Annotated in this window: 16 protein-coding genes; 11 read left to right on the top strand and 5 right to left on the bottom strand. The window is 44.7% G+C overall.

The window, feature by feature from the left end; translation table 11 throughout:
* The coding region (locus HP456_RS02455; protein ID WP_172248431.1) for a BCCT family transporter at nucleotides 1–483 on the top strand (483 nt) is incomplete at its 5' end.
* Between the two features lie 65 nt (nucleotides 484–548).
* Here HP456_RS02455 and HP456_RS02450 read toward each other — a convergent pair.
* A complete protein-coding gene (locus HP456_RS02450; protein WP_172248430.1) occupies nucleotides 549–1,040 on the bottom strand; it encodes a hypothetical protein in 492 nt (163 codons plus the stop codon).
* 160 nt (nucleotides 1,041–1,200) lie between these two features.
* On the opposite strand from HP456_RS02450, the gene HP456_RS02445 reads away from it, so the two are divergent.
* The 8 genes from HP456_RS02445 (at nucleotide 1,201) to HP456_RS02410 (ending at nucleotide 10,301) form a co-directional block, all read left to right on the top strand.
* Nucleotides 1,201–2,028 (top strand): DUF2935 domain-containing protein, encoded by an 828-nt coding sequence (locus tag HP456_RS02445; protein WP_246288676.1) that lies wholly within the window; start codon nucleotides 1,201–1,203, stop codon nucleotides 2,026–2,028.
* Nucleotides 2,029–2,410: 382 nt separating this feature from the next.
* A complete protein-coding gene (gene qoxA, locus HP456_RS02440) occupies nucleotides 2,411–3,445 on the top strand; it encodes a cytochrome aa3 quinol oxidase subunit II (protein ID WP_172248429.1) in 1,035 nt (344 codons plus the stop codon).
* 16 nt (nucleotides 3,446–3,461) lie between these two features.
* Complete coding sequence (qoxB, locus tag HP456_RS02435; protein ID WP_172248428.1) at nucleotides 3,462–5,423, top strand: cytochrome aa3 quinol oxidase subunit I; 1,962 nt, start codon at nucleotides 3,462–3,464, stop codon at nucleotides 5,421–5,423.
* Nucleotides 5,424–5,425: 2 nt separating this feature from the next.
* A complete protein-coding gene (gene qoxC, locus HP456_RS02430) occupies nucleotides 5,426–6,037 on the top strand; it encodes a cytochrome aa3 quinol oxidase subunit III (protein WP_172248427.1) in 612 nt (203 codons plus the stop codon).
* Entirely contained in the window at nucleotides 6,037–6,336 is a 300-nt protein-coding gene (qoxD, locus tag HP456_RS02425; protein WP_216663148.1) for a cytochrome aa3 quinol oxidase subunit IV, read from the top strand. The genes qoxC and qoxD overlap by 1 nt, the downstream gene beginning before the upstream one ends.
* Before the next feature lie 243 nt (nucleotides 6,337–6,579).
* Nucleotides 6,580–8,250, top strand: coding sequence for a collagen-like domain-containing protein (locus HP456_RS02420; protein ID WP_172248426.1), 1,671 nt, complete (start codon nucleotides 6,580–6,582; stop codon nucleotides 8,248–8,250).
* 141 nt (nucleotides 8,251–8,391) lie between these two features.
* Complete coding sequence (locus HP456_RS02415; RefSeq protein WP_172248425.1) at nucleotides 8,392–9,015, top strand: TetR/AcrR family transcriptional regulator; 624 nt, start codon at nucleotides 8,392–8,394, stop codon at nucleotides 9,013–9,015.
* 2 nt (nucleotides 9,016–9,017) lie between these two features.
* Complete coding sequence (locus tag HP456_RS02410; RefSeq protein WP_246288680.1) at nucleotides 9,018–10,301, top strand: MFS transporter; 1,284 nt, start codon at nucleotides 9,018–9,020, stop codon at nucleotides 10,299–10,301.
* Nucleotides 10,302–10,426: 125 nt separating this feature from the next.
* Here HP456_RS02410 and HP456_RS02405 read toward each other — a convergent pair whose 3' ends face one another.
* Nucleotides 10,427–11,062, bottom strand: a complete 636-nt coding sequence (locus HP456_RS02405; RefSeq protein WP_172248423.1) for a spore coat protein — start codon at nucleotides 11,060–11,062, stop codon at nucleotides 10,427–10,429.
* A gap of 341 nt (nucleotides 11,063–11,403) precedes the next feature.
* Nucleotides 11,404–12,603, bottom strand: a complete 1,200-nt coding sequence (locus tag HP456_RS02400) for an iron-containing alcohol dehydrogenase (RefSeq protein ID WP_172248422.1) — start codon at nucleotides 12,601–12,603, stop codon at nucleotides 11,404–11,406.
* Nucleotides 12,604–12,793: 190 nt separating this feature from the next.
* On the opposite strand from HP456_RS02400, the gene HP456_RS02395 reads away from it, so the two are divergent.
* Complete coding sequence (locus HP456_RS02395) at nucleotides 12,794–12,985, top strand: hypothetical protein (protein WP_172248421.1); 192 nt, start codon at nucleotides 12,794–12,796, stop codon at nucleotides 12,983–12,985.
* 126 nt (nucleotides 12,986–13,111) lie between these two features.
* Here HP456_RS02395 and HP456_RS02390 read toward each other — a convergent pair whose 3' ends face one another.
* Nucleotides 13,112–13,303, bottom strand: a complete 192-nt coding sequence (locus tag HP456_RS02390; protein WP_172248420.1) for a hypothetical protein — start codon at nucleotides 13,301–13,303, stop codon at nucleotides 13,112–13,114.
* A 490-nt stretch (nucleotides 13,304–13,793) separates the two neighbouring features.
* On the opposite strand from HP456_RS02390, the gene HP456_RS02385 reads away from it, so the two are divergent.
* Nucleotides 13,794–14,777, top strand: coding sequence for a nuclease-related domain-containing protein (locus HP456_RS02385; protein WP_172248419.1), 984 nt, complete (start codon nucleotides 13,794–13,796; stop codon nucleotides 14,775–14,777).
* Between the two features lie 150 nt (nucleotides 14,778–14,927).
* On the opposite strand, the gene HP456_RS02380 is transcribed toward HP456_RS02385, so the two are convergent.
* Nucleotides 14,928–17,996, bottom strand: coding sequence for an efflux RND transporter permease subunit (locus HP456_RS02380; protein WP_172248418.1), 3,069 nt, complete (start codon nucleotides 17,994–17,996; stop codon nucleotides 14,928–14,930).
* Nucleotides 17,997–18,077 lie beyond the last annotated feature (81 nt).

Below are 18,077 nucleotides of genomic sequence, written 5' to 3'. Positions count from 1 at the left end.
TATCTGTTAGCCCCGACGATGATTTCATGGATTGCGACCGGTGTCCTCGGCGGATTGGGGGTCCACCGCTACCTCACAGGGGAGCTGTCTATCCTGCAGCTTGTCAAGCAGGATGAACGGATGGCGGCAATTCCTGAGATTCTTTATACTCTTCCTATTGGCGGCACCATGATTGTTATATTTGTTATAGTAGCACTGATATTCTTAACGACTACACTTGATTCGACTACCTATACGGTAGCGGCCTATACAAGTACGAGGGATATGAGTGAACATGAACCGGCAAAACTGCTCCGTATCGTGATCGCAGGGGTTATAGCAGCTCTTGCTCTACTGCTGATGCGCATCGGGGGACTGGCTCCGCTTGAAGTGATTTCAGGCCTGATGGGTCTGCCGATTATTGTCGTTCAATTTATATTGATTTACGCTGCGAAGAAAATGATGGATAAAGACAAAGCGTGGAAATATAATATACGAAAATAGCATCCATATAAAAAAGCTCTCATCGTTCAAATTGCGATGAGAGCCTTTTTTGTCCATAGGTGAATTTACAATCCTTCTAATTTTTCCTCGTTATTAACCCTGCCGGAAAAAAATTCCTCATAATAATACTGAAATCCATACATCAAGATGGACTTTAACATGAAGAGTAATGATAGCTGTAATCTTGTAAACCTGATCAGGGTGACATATCCAATTTTCTTGAACCAATTCAACATGAAGATCGTGAAAAAAGAATCGACCATCAAATTAAGTAAAAGATACATCGAGAACTTGCCGTACGTATATTTGAAAATCCAAAATGATCCAACAAAAAATGGACCCAGAATCAATGGCAATTCAGCCAATACATTCGGTCTTATGGAAAAAGGGAACCACCACCATTTTCTCCTGGTTGCTACTGTGCCCTCTGCGACTAAATATACACACATAAAAAGTGTACCGGGTAGAAATCTTTTTAACGTTTTTTTGCTCAGAAGTGGAATGGACAACCAGGGAAGCAGGGCCATTAACGTTATCAGTCGTTTTCTATTCTTCATAAAAGAACACCCTTTACATCATAGTGGTAAAGATAGTGTTCCTTTTTCATAAAAGATTTATGTATCTTCCCGCGGGGATTCTTTTATCTAAGGGAAGTTGTGAATATCCTTCTTTTTTACCTTCTGATTAAATATATAAATACTATAAAGGGGGTAAAGGATGGGTAAACAAATGATCACGATATGGGAAGAACACTTATTCTGGCTTGAAGTATTACAGGATCATGCTTATTTCATCAGGGACCACTTATCTGCCGTTGAAGCAGAGTATGTGGATGTTTCTCAGCAATACATTCAACTATTTGGAGAGCTTATCGGGCTATTAGACCGTGTTCCGCTTACAGCAGGCCACCGGGATGAAACCATGATTCAGTTCTCAAATAGAGTATGGCCAGTGGCCAAAGGCTATTTTGAATTTGAAGGAATGCTGCAATCGTTAAGGATCGATAATAAAGTGGATCTTAATTTGTCCCCTACTTACTTAAATGGAACGCTTGCAGAAAATCAGGAATACCTGAGGTTTTTAGGGTATTTGCGAAAAGGGGAGGAGCCGGAGCCGCTTCCTTTGATGGATTTAATGGATTTATGGCTTGAAGATCAATTGGGGCACGTGGTCTTATTTCAAAACATACTCGATCCAATTGAAATAAGCGCGAGCAGACGGGCAGAAGCTTATATCAACCAATATCAAATGTATATCGTGCAAAACCGGCATCTGAAAGGATATCTCAGGTTCAAACAGCCTGGCTTTGCCCGGCAGAGGGAATTTGCGAATGAAGTTGGTCAAACGACATTGGAAATGAGTCAGTATATCTATGGGATGGTTGTGAAATATAATAAGAAAAAACTGCTGAATAAAACCACTCTCCGCTTTTTAGAGCATCATTTTCCAGAAACCTGTTATTTCATTAAAAAGCTCAGCTATTATTCTCCAAAGCTGAAGGGTGCAGCCGGTACCTGCTCCTTAAAAAGAGCCACCTACTTATAATTGATAGCGAATGGACTTGATATTGTTTAATTGATATGACAAGTCAAGATATGGAATCTTTGGTCAGGCAGCCAGTACGGAAGATACACGATATGAACGGGATGAAAGAAGCTGACTTGCAGCAGTAAGGTACTTAATAAATCTATATTATTCTAAATTATCAATTCATAAAGCGCTCTCAAAATTATTCTCAAATAATTTTGAGAGTTATTTTTTTGCCTCAGGGACATTTCTTTCCAACATTGTTACCGTTTTGTGAATAAACTTCGTCTAAATTTCGAACATCTGTTTACAGATAGGTGAAATGAGGGTACCTTCTTTAAAGAATTTGTTAGTATGATGCTACAACGATAATTCTGACATAAAGGAAGGTGATCTCCCTATGTTTAATAAATTCAAGCCCTACCTGATTGTATTGATCAGTTTGGTTTCATTATTTTTCATCATTATATTCAGTTCGGGAAGTGAAATGATCATTCTCGATCCGAAAGGACCTGTAGGGGCGGTTCAGAAAGACCTGATCATGCTGTCGATCTATTATATGCTTGGCATAATGGTTGTCGTATTATCTTTCTTTACTATTATTCTGCTAAAATATCGAAGTAGTAAAAAGAGTGATTATAAGCCGGAAATGCACGGCAGTACGAAACTGGAAATCATCTGGACGCTGATCCCGGTATTGATCGTCATTGCTTTATCAATACCAAATACGAAGGCGTTATATGAATTGAAAGAAGCTCCGAAAGCAACAGCTCATAAAGATCCAATCGTGATTCACGCGACAGCTGTTGATTGGAAATGGATCTTCAGTTATCCGGAGGAAGGGATCGAAACTGTAAACTACGTTAATGTCCCAGAAGATCATCCAATCCTGTTTAAAGTGACAGCTGCTGATTCCATGGCTTCATTCTGGGTTCCTCAAATCGGTGGCCAGATTTATGGAATGCCTGGAATGGTAAATGATTTATACTTACAAGCTGATGAACCGGGGACTTACGACGGACGTAACTCAAACTTCACGGGTGAAGGAATGACACACCAAAAGTTTGATTTTGTTGCGTTGGAAGAAGGAAAGTATGAAGAATGGGTGAAAGATGTTCAAGCCGGCGAGCCAAAACTGACCGAAAAAACGTATGAGAAGCTTATGCTGCCTGGCACGGTTGAAGAGATGACGTTCTCGTCCACCCACTTATCAATTGTAGACCATGGAAAGAATTCTGAATATGCACTCGCGATTCGTGAGAAATACGGCATCACCGAAAATGCACACGGTGCGGATGCAGATGCTGAATCCACTCATAGTGGTCATGGCGGACATGAATCACACGAAGACCATGAAGATCAAGGCAGTCAGGGAGATCACAAAGATCAGGATAGCCGTGAATCGCATGAAAATAAAGAGGGACATGAGCACTAAGAAAGGAGGGCTTTAAATGTTTGATTTTATAAAGGATAACTTAATCCTCAATGATCCATTGATTCTGGGAGCCAATATTTCGATTATATTCACCGTTATCGGGATAGTTGCCACCCTTACTTACTTTAAAAAATGGAAATGGCTTTGGAATGACTGGATCACGAGTGTTGATCATAAAAAGATAGGTATCATGTATATACTTGCTGCATTGGTCATGCTCTTCCGCGGAGGGGTAGATGCATTATTAATGAGGGCCCAATTAACGGTTCCTAATAACGAGTTTTTATCATCTCAGCATTACAATGAAATTTTTACGACTCATGGTACGATCATGATTCTATTCATGGCGATGCCATTTTTACTTGGTTTGATGAACGTTGTTGTACCACTCCAGATCGGTGCAAGAGACGTGGCATTCCCATTCTTGAATAACCTCAGTTTCTGGTCATTCATGTTCGGGGCGATCCTGTTTAATATGTCATTCGTATTCGGCGGTTCACCGGATGCGGGCTGGACGAACTACGCTCCGCTCGCAATCGAAGGAAGTCCTGGGCCGGGTATCAACTACTACTTGCTCGGTCTGCAGATTTCCGGTATCGGTACATTACTGACAGGTATCAACTTTGTCGTCACCATCATCAAGATGCGTGCACCAGGCATGACGCTTCTTCGTATGCCGATGTTTACATGGACGACATTGATCACTGCATTCATCATCGTGTTCGCATTCCCGATTTTGACAGTGACACTTGCTCTGATGACATTCGACCGTCTGTTCGGGACACATTTCTTTACGCTGACGGATGGCGGGAATCCGATGCTTTGGTCGAATCTGTTCTGGTTATGGGGTCATCCGGAAGTATATATCGTTATTTTGCCAGCTTTCGGTATTTTCTCAGAAATCATTGCCACTTTTGCAAGAAAGACATTATTCGGGTATAAATCGATGATCATCTCGCTTGCTGCGATTTCATTGCTTAGCTTTGTCGTGTGGGTCCACCATTTCTTCACGATGGGCGGAAGTGCTGCATTGAACAGTGTATTCTCGATTACAACGATGGCAATCGCCATCCCGACCGGTATCAAGATATTTAACTGGCTGGGTACCTTGTATAAGGGAAGGATTGAATTCACGGTGCCCATGATGTGGTCGGTGGCATTCATCCCGACATTCCTGATCGGCGGGGTGACAGGGGTCATGCTCGGTATGGCCGCGGCTGACTTCCAGTATCACAACAACTATTTCTTGGTTGCTCACTTCCACTATACGCTGATTGCCGGGGTCGTATTTGCCTGCTTCGCAGGACTTGTCTACTGGTATCCGAAAATGTTCGGACTTAAGATGAATGAACGAATCGGGAAATGGGCTTTCTGGTTCTTCTCGATCGGTTTCAACGTATGTTTCTTACCTCAATTCGTATTAGGATTCGCCGGTATGCCAAGACGTGTGTATACGTACGGACCGGAAGACGGATGGACAGCATTGAACGTGATCTCTTCTGTCGGTGCCTTCGGTATGGGGGTAGGATTCATGATCATCGTGTATAACGTATACTACAGCTACCGTTACGGAAAGAGAGAAGTAACCGGTGACGCGTGGAATGGACGTACACTTGAGTGGGAGACAAGTTCTGCGATCCCGCCTCACTACAACTTTGCACATGTTCCTGAGGTGAAGAATGTTGATGCATTCTATTACATGAAACAGGAAAAAGAAACAACGAGTCCGGAAAAAGTGAAATATAAACCGATCCATATGCCAAGCAATGCAGGAACGCCTTTCATCATGTCCGGCTTCTTCTTTGTTGCAGGCTTCGGTTTGGTATTCGAATTATGGTGGTTGGCCATCCTTGCCCTTGTCGGTATTTTTGGATGCATGGCTCACCGTTCTCTCAATTCACACAAGCAGGATGAAGGTTATTATGTAAGTGTGGAAGAAATAGAAAAAACAGAAAATCGGTTTAAGGGGGAGGCGTGATTATGGCACATAGTACAAATGTAGATCCAAACACGCCATTGGAATATCAATCGGAAATCGGCAAACTGAATATTTTCGGTTTCTGGATTTTCCTTGGAGCGGAAATGGCGCTATTTGCCACTATTTTCGCAACGTTCTTTGCCCTTGAAAGCGGAACGGTCGGCGGTCCGCTGCCTGGTGAAGTGTTTGATCTGAAGAATACGATCATTATGACGTTACTATTATTGATCAGTAGTTTTACGTCAGGTTTATCGATAAATGAATTAAGAAGAAAAAATGTCAAAGGGATGATGGTCTGGCTGATCATCACCTTGCTCTTTGGCGCAGGGTTCCTTTACATGGAAATTGCCGAATTCCTGCACCTGATCCATGAGGGTGCTGCTATGGGAACCAATGCTTACTGGTCTTCATTCTATCTGTTGACTGGTACGCATGGTCTCCACGTTTCATTAGGTATCCTATGGATCATACTTGTGATGTTCCAGGTAAAGAAACAGGGGTTAAACCCTGATACCGCGAAAAAACTATTTGTATCCAGCTTGTACTGGCACTTCCTTGATTTCGTATGGATCTTCGTGTTTACAAGCGTATACTTACTAGGGATGGTGGGATAATGTCAAACAACACATCGAACCACAGTCGTATACCTTGGACACAAATTATTGGATTTCTACTGTCAGTCGGATTAACATTCCTCGCTGTCTGGTGGGGACTGTACACTGACCTTGCCCGCGGTACCATCGTAGCGCTCGTGTTCGTACTTGCGTTCCTGCAGGCAGCTATCCAGCTGTTCCTGTTCATGCACGTAACAGAAGGTGAAGGAAAATGGCAGGTCGGGAAAATGCTCTCGGCCGCCTTCATCGCCATCGTCATCGTCGCAGGCTCCGTCTGGGTCATGAACAGCATGCACTAAAAAGCGGGACATGGGGACAGGTCCACTGTCCCGATGACCTCAGTATGAAAAAATAGCGTCTACTTATGTAGATGCTATTTTTTTATATTTTATTGTTGTGCCTGATGAACATATCTAAGTTAAACATATTGGATCTCAGAATACCCAAACACTGGTCTATGGTTTGATTGCAGAGGTAGTCCAATCAAATTACAAATTTTTTAAATATAATAAATATCATATTTAAAAAGGGATTTGAAGGATATGAGAGAATTTTCAGATTTAAGGTATTTAAAATTAAGAAGAAAAAAATTTTCTATCGAACCCGAATATATTGAAATTGATCATTTAATACCTCCTACTTCTTGTGAGAATATTAACCCATTAAAAAATATTTGTTGTGAGGGGCCGCCTGGACCACGCGGCTTCCGGGGTCCTATAGGTCCCCAAGGGCTACAGGGAGAGCCCGGTCCAGCTGGTCCTCAAGGAGATCAGGGGATCCAGGGTCTGCAAGGGGATCCCGGACCAGTCGGATCTCAAGGAGAGCAAGGAGTCCAAGGAACTCAGGGAGAAGTCGGTCCGGCCGGCATCCAGGGAGAGCCCGGTCCAGCTGGTCCTCAAGGAGAACAGGGGATTCAGGGTCTGCAGGGGGATCCCGGTCCAATTGGACCTCAAGGAGAGCCGGGAGTCCAAGGTCCTCAAGGAGAAATCGGTCCGGCCGGCATCCAGGGTGAGCCTGGTCCAGCTGGCCCCCAAGGAGAACAGGGGATTCAGGGTCTGCAGGGGGATCCCGGTCCAATTGGACCTCAAGGAGAGCCGGGAGTCCAAGGTCCTCAAGGAGAAATCGGTCCGGCCGGCATCCAGGGTGAGCCTGGTCCAGCTGGTTCTCAAGGAGATCAGGGGATCCAGGGTCTGCAAGGGGATCCCGGTCCAGTCGGACCTCAAGGAGAGCAAGGAGTCCAAGGACCACAAGGAGAAATCGGTCCGGCGGGCATCCAGGGAGAGCCCGGTCCAGCTGGCCCCCAAGGAGAACAGGGGATTCAGGGTCTGCAGGGGGACCCCGGTCCAATTGGACCTCAAGGAGAGCCGGGAGTCCAAGGTCCTCAAGGAGAAGTCGGTCCGGCCGGCATCCAGGGAGAGCCTGGTCCAGCCGGTCCTCAAGGAGATCAGGGGATCCAGGGTCTGCAGGGGGACCCCGGTCCAATTGGACCACAAGGAGAAGTCGGTCCGGCCGGCATCCAGGGAGAGCCCGGTCCCGTTGGCCCCCAAGGAGAACAGGGGATTCAGGGTCTGCAGGGGGATCCCGGTCCAGCCGGTCCTCAAGGAGAAATCGGTCCGGCCGGCATCCAGGGTGAACCTGGTCCAGCTGGTCCCCAAGGGGAGCAAGGGATCCAAGGTTTGCAGGGGGATCCCGGTCCAGCCGGTCCTCAAGGAGAGACTGGTCCTGCCTTTGCACAAGAAGGATTTTCGGCATTAGCCAGTTCTCTCGGGGTATCCTCATCTCGGCGAATTTCCTCATGGTCAATTAACTCACCTTACTACAGCACTGTGAATTTCGACGCACCGCAAGGAATTTATACGGTTCCCTCTTCAGGCAGGTATGCAATTTATGCAACCCTTTCTTATCAGACAACCGCAGCTATCTCAATTAGCTTAGGCTCAAACGTAAATCCTGCTTTTATCATACGCAGAATCAATGATGATACGGATTTGATCTCGGGTTTATTCCCTATTCTAAATGTCAGTATTGTTCTTGTTTTGACATTAAGGGCAGTCCTGGGGAGTGGAACGGTTACATTAGCTGGGGATGTAGAATTAAATGCTGGAGATGAGATTGGTTTATTTTATGAATCAAATGGACTTTCCATTTCCTTGAACCTTGGGGGAGGGACCGGTGGAGTAGTCTGGTCAATCCATAAAATAGCTGAGCTCTAAAATTTAGAGAGGGAACAATTGAATATAAATCAACAGAAAAGTCTGCTATGAAATTTATACAGACTTTTTTGTTGACTATGGAATAAAATTACAATAAACTATTGATTGATCAATCAATCATTTTTCGGGGAGATGATACAAATGGCTGCTGCACTTTCAGTTGAAGAAAAAAAGAAAAGAAAGAGAGCCTTGATTCTGCAGGCTGCGGTCAAATTATTCAGCGAAAACGGATTCGCTGAAACGCCGATTGCTGCAATCGCAAAGGAAGCGGGTGTTAGTTTCGGAACGGTTTTTACGTATTTTGAAACGAAGGAGACATTATTTCATTCAGCCATTCTGGAGCCGTTGGAAGAAATCAAGCCCTATTTTTATGAAATAGAAGAACGGTACAGCGGCAATCCCATGGAAATAATAAGTGAAATGATCCATTGCCATGTCGAGCTGTTCTCAAAAAGAAAGGATTTCTTACGTCTTATCCAACAAGTACTGGCTAGACCAGACCGATACCCGGATCTGTTCCAGGAACTCGATGATTTCGTAACTGTCTTTATCGACCGCATCGTCCCACTCATCATTCAAGGGCAGAAGCGGGGTCTTTTCTATCAAGAATCACCTCCTTTGATTGCCCAGTCCTATTTGTCCCTCATCAATGGGATGAGGTTGACCTTTGTGGATGAGTATACTAATTTATTCTGGATGGATATGAGAATCCAGGCGCTGCGATTGTTTGGACCTGTATCCAATGGGGAGGGGACCAAACGTTGAAAATGAGGGATATCCACCCGAACATTAAATTAAGGCTGGGGATGCAGTTCCTGGGAGGGCTTGTTTCCATGGCCGTCATCCCGTTCCTGGCCATCTACTTTGCTCAAAAAATCGGTGCCGCTGAAACGGGAGTCATTCTCATATTAATCGTCATCAGCGGTGTGATCGGGGGATTCATCGGGGGACATGTCTCCGATAAGATCGGCCGGCGGAACATCATGATCTATTCTGAGATCGGTGTGCTGATTACCTATCTATTCATTGCTTTTTGCAATTCTCCTTGGTTCGATCTCCCATATGTATCTGCTGCCTTCTTTGTCCTCAATATGTTTGCCGGCGGTATGTTTCAACCTGCTGCTCAGGCGATGATCATCGATGTGACGGATTCAGAATCGAGAAAGCTCGTGTTCACGATCAGCTATTGGCTCGGCAATCTGGCCACTGCAATCGGGGGCATCATGGGTGCCTTCTTATTCAAAACCTATTTATTTGAGTTATTCATCGGGATATCGGGTATTTCACTCTTATCTGTCCTGATGACCATTTTCTTCATCTCAGAAACCTACACACCAGAACAAACCTCATCAGAATCTTCATCGGAACAACCCAAATCTTCACCTTTAGAAATCGTTCAAAGCTATACTGCTGTCTTAAAAGATAAGCTATTCATGTTTTATATAGTCGGCGCCGTATTCATTTTCACATTGGAGCAATCCTTGACGAACTATATCGGTATCCGGCTTGAAAAAGAGATCCCGGAACAATCCGCCTCGCTGTTTGGAATGGAATTCTTGCTCGATGGTACAAAGGTACTCGGATTCCTCAAAACTGAAAATACACTGCTGGTCGTGCTATTGTCCACAGTTGTCCTATTCCTTTTTAAAAAATGGAAGGACCGCTGGACGCTCGTGACAGGGATGTTCATCTTCTCTGTCTGCTTCAGTGCACTTGCATTCACCAACAATGTATTAATTCTCCTTATCGTCATATTCGTCGGAACAATTGGCGAACTAATGTATGTTCCGGTCAAACAGGCAATGCTCGGCGACCTGGCACCATCCAATGCACGCAGCACGTACATGGCATTTTACAGCCTGACCTTTTATGGGGCGACGATTATTGCATCGCTGCTGATCATCGCGGGTGAATGGGTCAGTCCTGTGGCGATGGGTGGCGTTCTCCTGGTTCTGGGTCTTTTGGGGACAGCACTTTACTATCTCATAACCAGATCATTGGATGCGAACGGGTCAGCGCCGGAAGACATGAAGGCCACGCTTCCTTCTTGAGTGGATGATAAAAAGGACACGGAACTTACTCCGTGTCCCGCATAAAATATACGTGCAAGCCAGCCTGCTGATGAGAATCAGCAAGTTTCAAATAGGATCGGGTTCTGCACCGTGTCCCATATTGGCTAGTGTGGCAGGTTCCCCTGAGGGACCGTTGCATAGCTTTGCAGCATTTGCGCCATATCCTGGTCGTTCAGCTGCGGTACCTGATAGTATCCGTGCTTGTTCTGATATAGAAAGATTTCATAGCTCATCTCAATTAAATTCGGCACACTGTCCGCTACGACGCGGCGCAGAATCGGGTTCGTCATTTCAAGGGCCGTCATCGCGAGCATGGTCGCAAGTGACTTGGTTTGTCCCAGCATATAAGCGGACAGTCCTTTTTCGGACAGCTCACTGACCGATTGGTTTGGCTTCTTTGGCGGTCCTGGTTTGACACCATATACAGTGTTATTGTTTTGCAGCATTTTATACTGCTGAGTCGGTACTTGAGGATCGCGTCCAGTGGAGAAACTGCCGACAATCGTGTTGTACATGGTTGTTACGAAAGCCGTTTGGCGTTTGACGATATCCTTCAGTTCGGGATCCTGGATATGCTGATCATACATTTGATATTGATCAAGCATGCTGACGATGCCTCCAATGACTTCATGGGCATCGAATAATTCGTGGCCGCCATGGTTTTTGTTCATTTGATTTATGCCTGGTTGGGCGTTGTTTTGAAATTGGGTATTTTGGGTATTGTTTTGCTGATTGAACATGATGTTTCCCTCCTGAGTCATTGACATCGGTTTTTAGAGTTCCCTTTTCACAGGTGATTATGTATGTCCATCAGGGCATTCAGCAATAAAGTCCATTTCCTCTGAGATTAATCAAGAGGTTTGGTCTGAGTAGGAGAATATAAGGGGAAAATCATTTGGTGAGTATTAAGCGAAGCAAACATCATCAGGAGAATAAAACCTGTCATACTCCTGGTGAATCTCCCTCCTAAATCACTACTTGATATAAAAATACCACTGTACTTCCTTTTCATATATAATGAACAGCTTCAAAGTCTAATCCTCATTGACAGGATTAGACTTTCCCTCCATACGGTCCGCGGCTATTCTTTAATCAATCCATATAGCTCAAACAAGTCCTTTTCAGTTAGAATCCTTGGTACGGGATAAAGAGGGTTTGCTTCCGCGAGAGCCCGTTTGACCATTAGCGGGATATCAGTTTCCGCGATGCCGCTCACTTTCGCTGGAATGTCCATGTCCTCATTCAGTTTCTTGATTCTTTCAATGAATGCAGAGGCTTTTTGTTCAGTTGTATCGCAAGCATCGCATATCCCTGCGGAGTCTGCGAGTTCTGCCAATTGTTTATGAACTGAATCCCCGTAGTACTCAAGGACATGCGGCAGTATGATTGCGTTCGCCAATCCATGGGGGATGGAGTAGAAGCCGCCTAGTGTGTGGGCGATGGCATGAACATATCCCACATAGGCACGAGTAAAAGCAACCCCTGCCAGGTATGAGGCTTTCTGCATGTTGGTCCTTGCTGGAATACTTTCCCCGTTTGAATACGCTTCATAAAGATTATCAAAAATTAATGTGATAGCTTCCCTGCTGCATTGGATTGTTTCTTTTGTCCTGCTCCTGCCGATATACGCCTCAACAGCGTGAGTCATCGCATCCATTCCGGTCGTCGAGGTGAAGTGGGGAGGGAGCTTCACAGTCAGCAGCGGGTCGAGCACGGCATAATGCGGAATCAGGACGGGATCATTCACCGCATATTTCTCATGGGTTTCGGGGTTTGAGATGACCGCAGCGACGGTTGCTTCACTGCCGGTGCCGGACGTTGTGGGAATCGCAAAAAGAGTGGGGATCCTTTTTCTGACTTTCAGCTGTCCCTTCATCTGGGGAATCGTCTTCTCCGGTCTTGCCGCCCGTGCCCCGACACCCTTCGCACAATCCATCGCCGATCCGCCGCCGAACGCTATGATGGCCTCGCATTTATTCTCTTGATAGATCCTCAATGCTTCCTCAATATTTCCAATCGTCGGATTCGGGACGGTTTTGTCATAAACTTTGTAGGTTAGTCTTTCAGCATCCATCTGCAAAAGCAGCCCATTCATAAGTCCGAGTGAGGCGATGCCTTTATCGGTGACAATCAACACACTGTTTATACCTTCCTTTTTTATGAGTAACGGAAGTTCCTCCACACTGTTTTCTCCCGTGATCAGCTCCGGTTTGCGCCAAGGCAGAAGATATGCAGCGCCTCTATAAGCTTGTTGATAAAGCCTGCAATACAACGTATACATTCCTTCCCCTCCCTTTTAATAACATTGCTTTTTTAATGTCATACGGATTCGTAATGACCGGAATTTTCTGAATATGTATATTCATTTTAACAAGCGCTATTTCATGGTGCCAGCTAAACTTTATGTTCTTCGCAAAGGTTGTTATAATGGACCTTCATCGTATCGTGAAATAAAAAGGAGTTGAGAACCCTTGAAATATATACGTTCCCAAATGAAACGGCTGATGAAAGATGAAAAGGAACTGCAGGACCGCCTAAAGAGATTGATGGATGAACAGGGCTTGGAAAGAAGCTTTGCACTGAAAGCTTTGTATCATTCAGAAGTAGCAGATGGCGGAAAGTATCAGGCGAAGTACCAGGCATTGGATGATCAGGTAAAATAGAAGTTGGGCGGTCCCCGTGTATGCAGGGTGGAAGCCTATCTTTAAAATGAAGCGTATGCATCAAAGAAATATGGATGACAAAGGCCCGTTCTCACTGCGTTAAAGCATGTGGGACGGGCCTTTGATTTATCGTTTCCTGCTGTCGATGAGGTGCATGACTCCTTTGAATATTAACACCAATGAGAATAATAAAACCGAGAGCACGCCAATCACGTCAACGATTGGATCGATCGGCGCCAGGAATCCTGTCAGCGGTGCCTTCAATAAAGCAAAGCCAGATAGAATGCCGAATAAGAATAACCAAATTGGACTATTCATGAAATCACTCCTTTCTAACATTAATTTATTCAAAATTTATGAAAGCGTTTTTAAAATGAGGAAATAGCCCGGATTGGCTGAAGGAGGGTATAATTGTGAGTGCTTAATTTTACTTAATTTGGAAAAGTGAGAGAATATCGGTGAAAACTCATAGATTATTCACCAAAACTCATAGATTAATGGCAAATCCTCATAGAATAATGCTTGAAACTCATAGAATAACGGGTAAAACTCATAGAATAAACGAAGCTGCTGCTTTTTCTCCCTGCCTTATAAGCCTGCTCATACAAAAAAATCTAATTTAATAAAGTAAACCGTTACTTGATGACAAATCACTACAAACTGAAGTTGTGGATAGTATTTTAAATGTGAGGTTGCTATAATATGGAAGTAAGAACGTGAATTTTAACCGCCTAAAGCGAAGAAAAGTTCTTCTTCCTCTCAGTTAACCCCCGCAAAGTTAAGTTCCCCTTAAAAAAGGAGTGGTCTATTGTTTAAGAAAATTCACGTACCACCGATTAAAGTCCTCAAACTTTATGCTTTATTAAGGCGCATCCTTCCCAATCACCCCTTAAGACAAGACATCGAATCTGAACTAATGAAAATCGAAGCAGGTTATAAAGGAGAACTTTCTTTGGATTATCATCTTAGTTTTTTACCAGATAAAGAATACATCATTCTTCATAACATCCGCCTCTCGTATAAAACCTTCTACTTTCAAATCGATACTTTAATCCTTCATACAAACTTTATTCTCATTCTCGAAGTAAAAAATATTGCTGGTGAGCTCTTTATTGATACAAGATTCAACCAAATGATCCGAACGAAAAATAATAGTACCGAAGTATTTCCTGATCCGATTTTACAGGCATATAAACAAAAAGTGGAATTGGCAAAATGGTTTTCATCGAAAAAATTACCTGAGTTCCCTATTGAGTTCCGGGTGGTCCTCACAAACTCAAATACCCTTATTAAAAATACCCATGACAATACTTTAGTCGTAAACCAGCTGATTCGCAGTTCCAGGCTGACAGTTGAAATAGATAAATTAACAGATAAATTTAAAACTCAAAAGGTAACAGATAAACAATTGAGCAAAATAGCTAATCTATTAATACAGGCACATATTCCTCAAAATGTGGAAGTTTTATCGCAATTTCGAATCCCGAAATCGGATATTCTCACGGGAGTGTATTGCAGAAATTGTGAGTCTTTAACGATGGAGAGGATCAGTGGATCCTGGAATTGCAGTCATTGTTTGTCCGAGCGGAAAGATGCCCACATAGATTCTTTAATGGATTTTGCCCTTCTCTTAAACCCGGCGATCTCAAATAAAGAAATGAGGGAGTTCTTGAATTTAAAATCAATATCAACAGCAACAAGGCTGTTGACGTTATTAAACCTTCCGACAAGTGGCGTCACCAAGAACAGAAGATATTCATTGTTGGGACTTGTTTCCAACTCGTATGAATAAAAACATATACCAGAATACGAGAATTCTCAGCAGCACCAAGAGGTATTCGGGAAATCCTTGATTAAGCCCAGCCCGCAACACCGCCACCAAAAACAAAAAAACCCGCTCCCCGCCACATCAAATCGGCGAAAAACGGGTCTTTCCTTCTTACTATACTGCTTTCTCTCTTTTCTTGCGCCGGAATCGATCAAATACAAGATAGAGCATTGGCACGATCATCAGCGTCAGGATGACCGAGAAGGCGATTCCGGATATGATGGTAACCGCGAGCGGAGTGAAGAGCGCATCTCCGCTGACCGCGACTGGAATCAATGCGACGATTGATGTGAGTGCAGTCAGGACGATCGGACGAAGTCTTGCACGTCCTGCTTCGACTACTGCCTTTTTTAGGTCCATACCGTTCCTTAACCCTTGTTCGATGAATTCGATGAGTACGATCGAGTTCCTTACGACAATTCCTGTCAAGGAGACCATCCCCATGACAGCCAGGAAGCTGATTGGTGTCTGGGTGACGAACAATCCGAGAATGGCACCGGCTATGGCCAGATAAACAGCAACCAATACAAGGAATGGCATTGATAAAGAATTGAACTGCAGGGCGATCAGCAGGTATACCAGGAACAGTACAATCGTAAACAGGATGGTGATTTCCGAGAAGAAGCTGCTTTGCGCTTCGTTTTCCCCGCCTAGTGTCACCGTGTATTCGGGATCGAGCTGTTCTCCAGCATCATGTACAATCTCCTGGACTTTCTCTTTATACCCGTCTTCGTTTTCAGGGAAAGCACGGATTGTAATCGCCCGCTCTCCATCAACATGCGGAATCTGTTGAATCTCTGCTTTCTGTTCAGCTGTAACCAGGTCTTCCAGGGAAATGAGTGCCGGAGGTCCTGGATCTGCAGGATTCTGTCCGCTTGCAGGTACTTCCAGTGCGGAAAGGTCTACTTCTTCTTCGTTTCCACCCAATACAAGGTTCATGTCACGTTTGGTGATGCCATTATCAAACGCCTTGAGGGGGATACCTTCCGTTGCCAGACGAATTTGCTGGGTGATCTGGTTCATGGTGATGCCGTTTTCCTCCATCAACTCCCGGTCCGGTACATATTCAAGGGTGGGAGCGAATTCTCCGACATTATCTACAACCAGGTTTGTATCAAGTTCTCCGATCTCATTTTTAATAGATTCCCTGAGCTGCAGAAGCTTTTCCATTTCGGGACCTGACACAGTGACGGTTACAGGTGCCCCTGCCGGCGGTCCCTGCTGGATGGTTTCCATGAACAGTTCAGCTTCAGGGAATTCAGTGCGCAGCTTCTCTGTCCAGTCATCGATCAGTCCCTGCGCAGTCTGGTTTTCTCTGTCAACGCGAGCTGCTATCTGTCCTGTATTTTCACCGGCATTTTGGAGCGAACTGTTAAACAGATTTGGCAGTCCTGTCCCGGCAAATACGCTGGTTTCATGGACGCCTTTATCGGTATTTAACCTTTCTTCCATTTCAGCGAGTGTTTCCGATGTCTCCTCAAGCGTCGTTCCGATCGGAAGGGTGACATCGATCGTCACTTCTTCGCGATCTGCTGCAGGGAAGAATTCAAATGGCGTGAACGCAATCAAGCCGAAGATGGCAGTCGTGAATACCAGCCCCAGTGCCGAGGTCAGGAAAGGCTTCTTGGCGAATCGTTTCAGGATGCCGTCTGCATAAAAGTCTGCAAGCTTATCGAGCGGTTTTCCCAGAAAACCTGGCGAAATTGATATTTTTTTTCTGGTCCTGCTGTAAAGAATGTAGCGGAGCACGGGTACGAATATCAGTGCCGCGAGAGTCGAAGCCAGGATCGTCGTGATCAAGACGGTTGGCAAAGCCCGGATGAACGCTCCGTTTCCTCCTGATAAAAAGACGAGCGGCAGGAATGTGAACACGATCGCCAGGGAAGAGGTGACAATCGATACCCACATTTCCTTTACACCGTTCACTGCACCTGTCAATGCATTGTCTCCGAGTTTATAGCGGCGCTGGATATTGTCATTCATCACGATCGAATCATCGACGAGGATCCCAAGTGCGATAATCGCGCCGATGACTGAAATCTGATTAAGGTCGACACCTGCATACGGCAAGGGAATCAATCCAGCCAGAATGGAAATCGGGATCGCCAACGCGACAACGAACACTCCGGATCCAGTCAGGCCCACTGCAGTTGTGACGATGACAGCCAGAACGGAAATCGCTAAGGAAATGAATAATCCTTTAAAGATGTCGGTTACAAGGTTTGCCTGGGAATAATATGGAACAAGGGTAACGTCTTCAGGCAGATTCTCTGCAAGTTTCTCGACTTTCTCACTCACCCTCTTATCCACTGAAGGGATATCTTCCCCTTGTGAAACAAATGCAGTGAAGGATACGGAGGGGTCACCTTCAAACGTGATGATATCCTCTGCCTCTTTCGGTGAAATCTTTACTTCAGCGGTATCGCCGAGCAGGATCGATTCACCAGCAGGATTCTTCCCGACAAAGACTTCTTTCATTTGGTCGATGGTCGTATAATGCTCCACTGAAAGTTGAACGACTTCGTTATCGATCGTTTCTTTCCCGAGTGGTGTCGGGTAGTATTCCTCATTAATGGCAGTCATTATATTTGAAACATTAAGGCCGGTTTTTTTTAACTCTTGCAGGTTGAGTTCAATAAGTACTTGCTCCTCGGCCAGTCCTTTTACCGCAGTGCTTGAAACACCAGGTAATTCTTCAACTTCCTCTTTCCAGCGGTTCATTTCCTCTTGAAGACCCTGCAGGTTTTCCCGGCTGTCACTTGTGAGGTGATACGAGACGACCGGCATCTTCACCGTCGATTCATTGATTTCAGGATCGAAGGCTTCTTCGGGAAAAGTTGCGGAAGCATCAGATACGGCTTGGCGTACATCGCTGAACACTTCTTTTTTGTCTTTGCCATCCTCAACCTCTACAATAATGGTAGAGAATCCGGCGGCTGATGACGAGCTCAGCTTTTTGATCCCATCAATCGATTCAAGTGAAAGTTCAATCGGATTGGTGACGGACCGTTCAACTGTCTCGACGGTCGCACCAGGGTAAACGGTTGAAACCGTTCCTATATTCACTTCCGTTTCAGGAATTTCCCTTTGCGGAAGCTGGAAAAATGTAAAAATCCCGATAATCGCAAAGAGCAGGACAAAAATCAGTATGATCTTTGATCGTTTCAGAATGGCTTGAATCATGAAAAAACCTTCCTTTCAATGATTGACTCATTGGTCATATTTTTTAGATGATGTACTTATAAGCACTAATATAACAGTTTA

The organism is Bacillus haikouensis, from assembly GCF_013179555.1.
GTDB lineage: Bacteria > Bacillota > Bacilli > Bacillales > Bacillaceae_B > Rossellomorea > Rossellomorea haikouensis_A.
The sequence above is the reverse complement of the archived record's forward strand: the minus strand, read 5'-3'. Positions and strand labels throughout refer to the sequence as shown.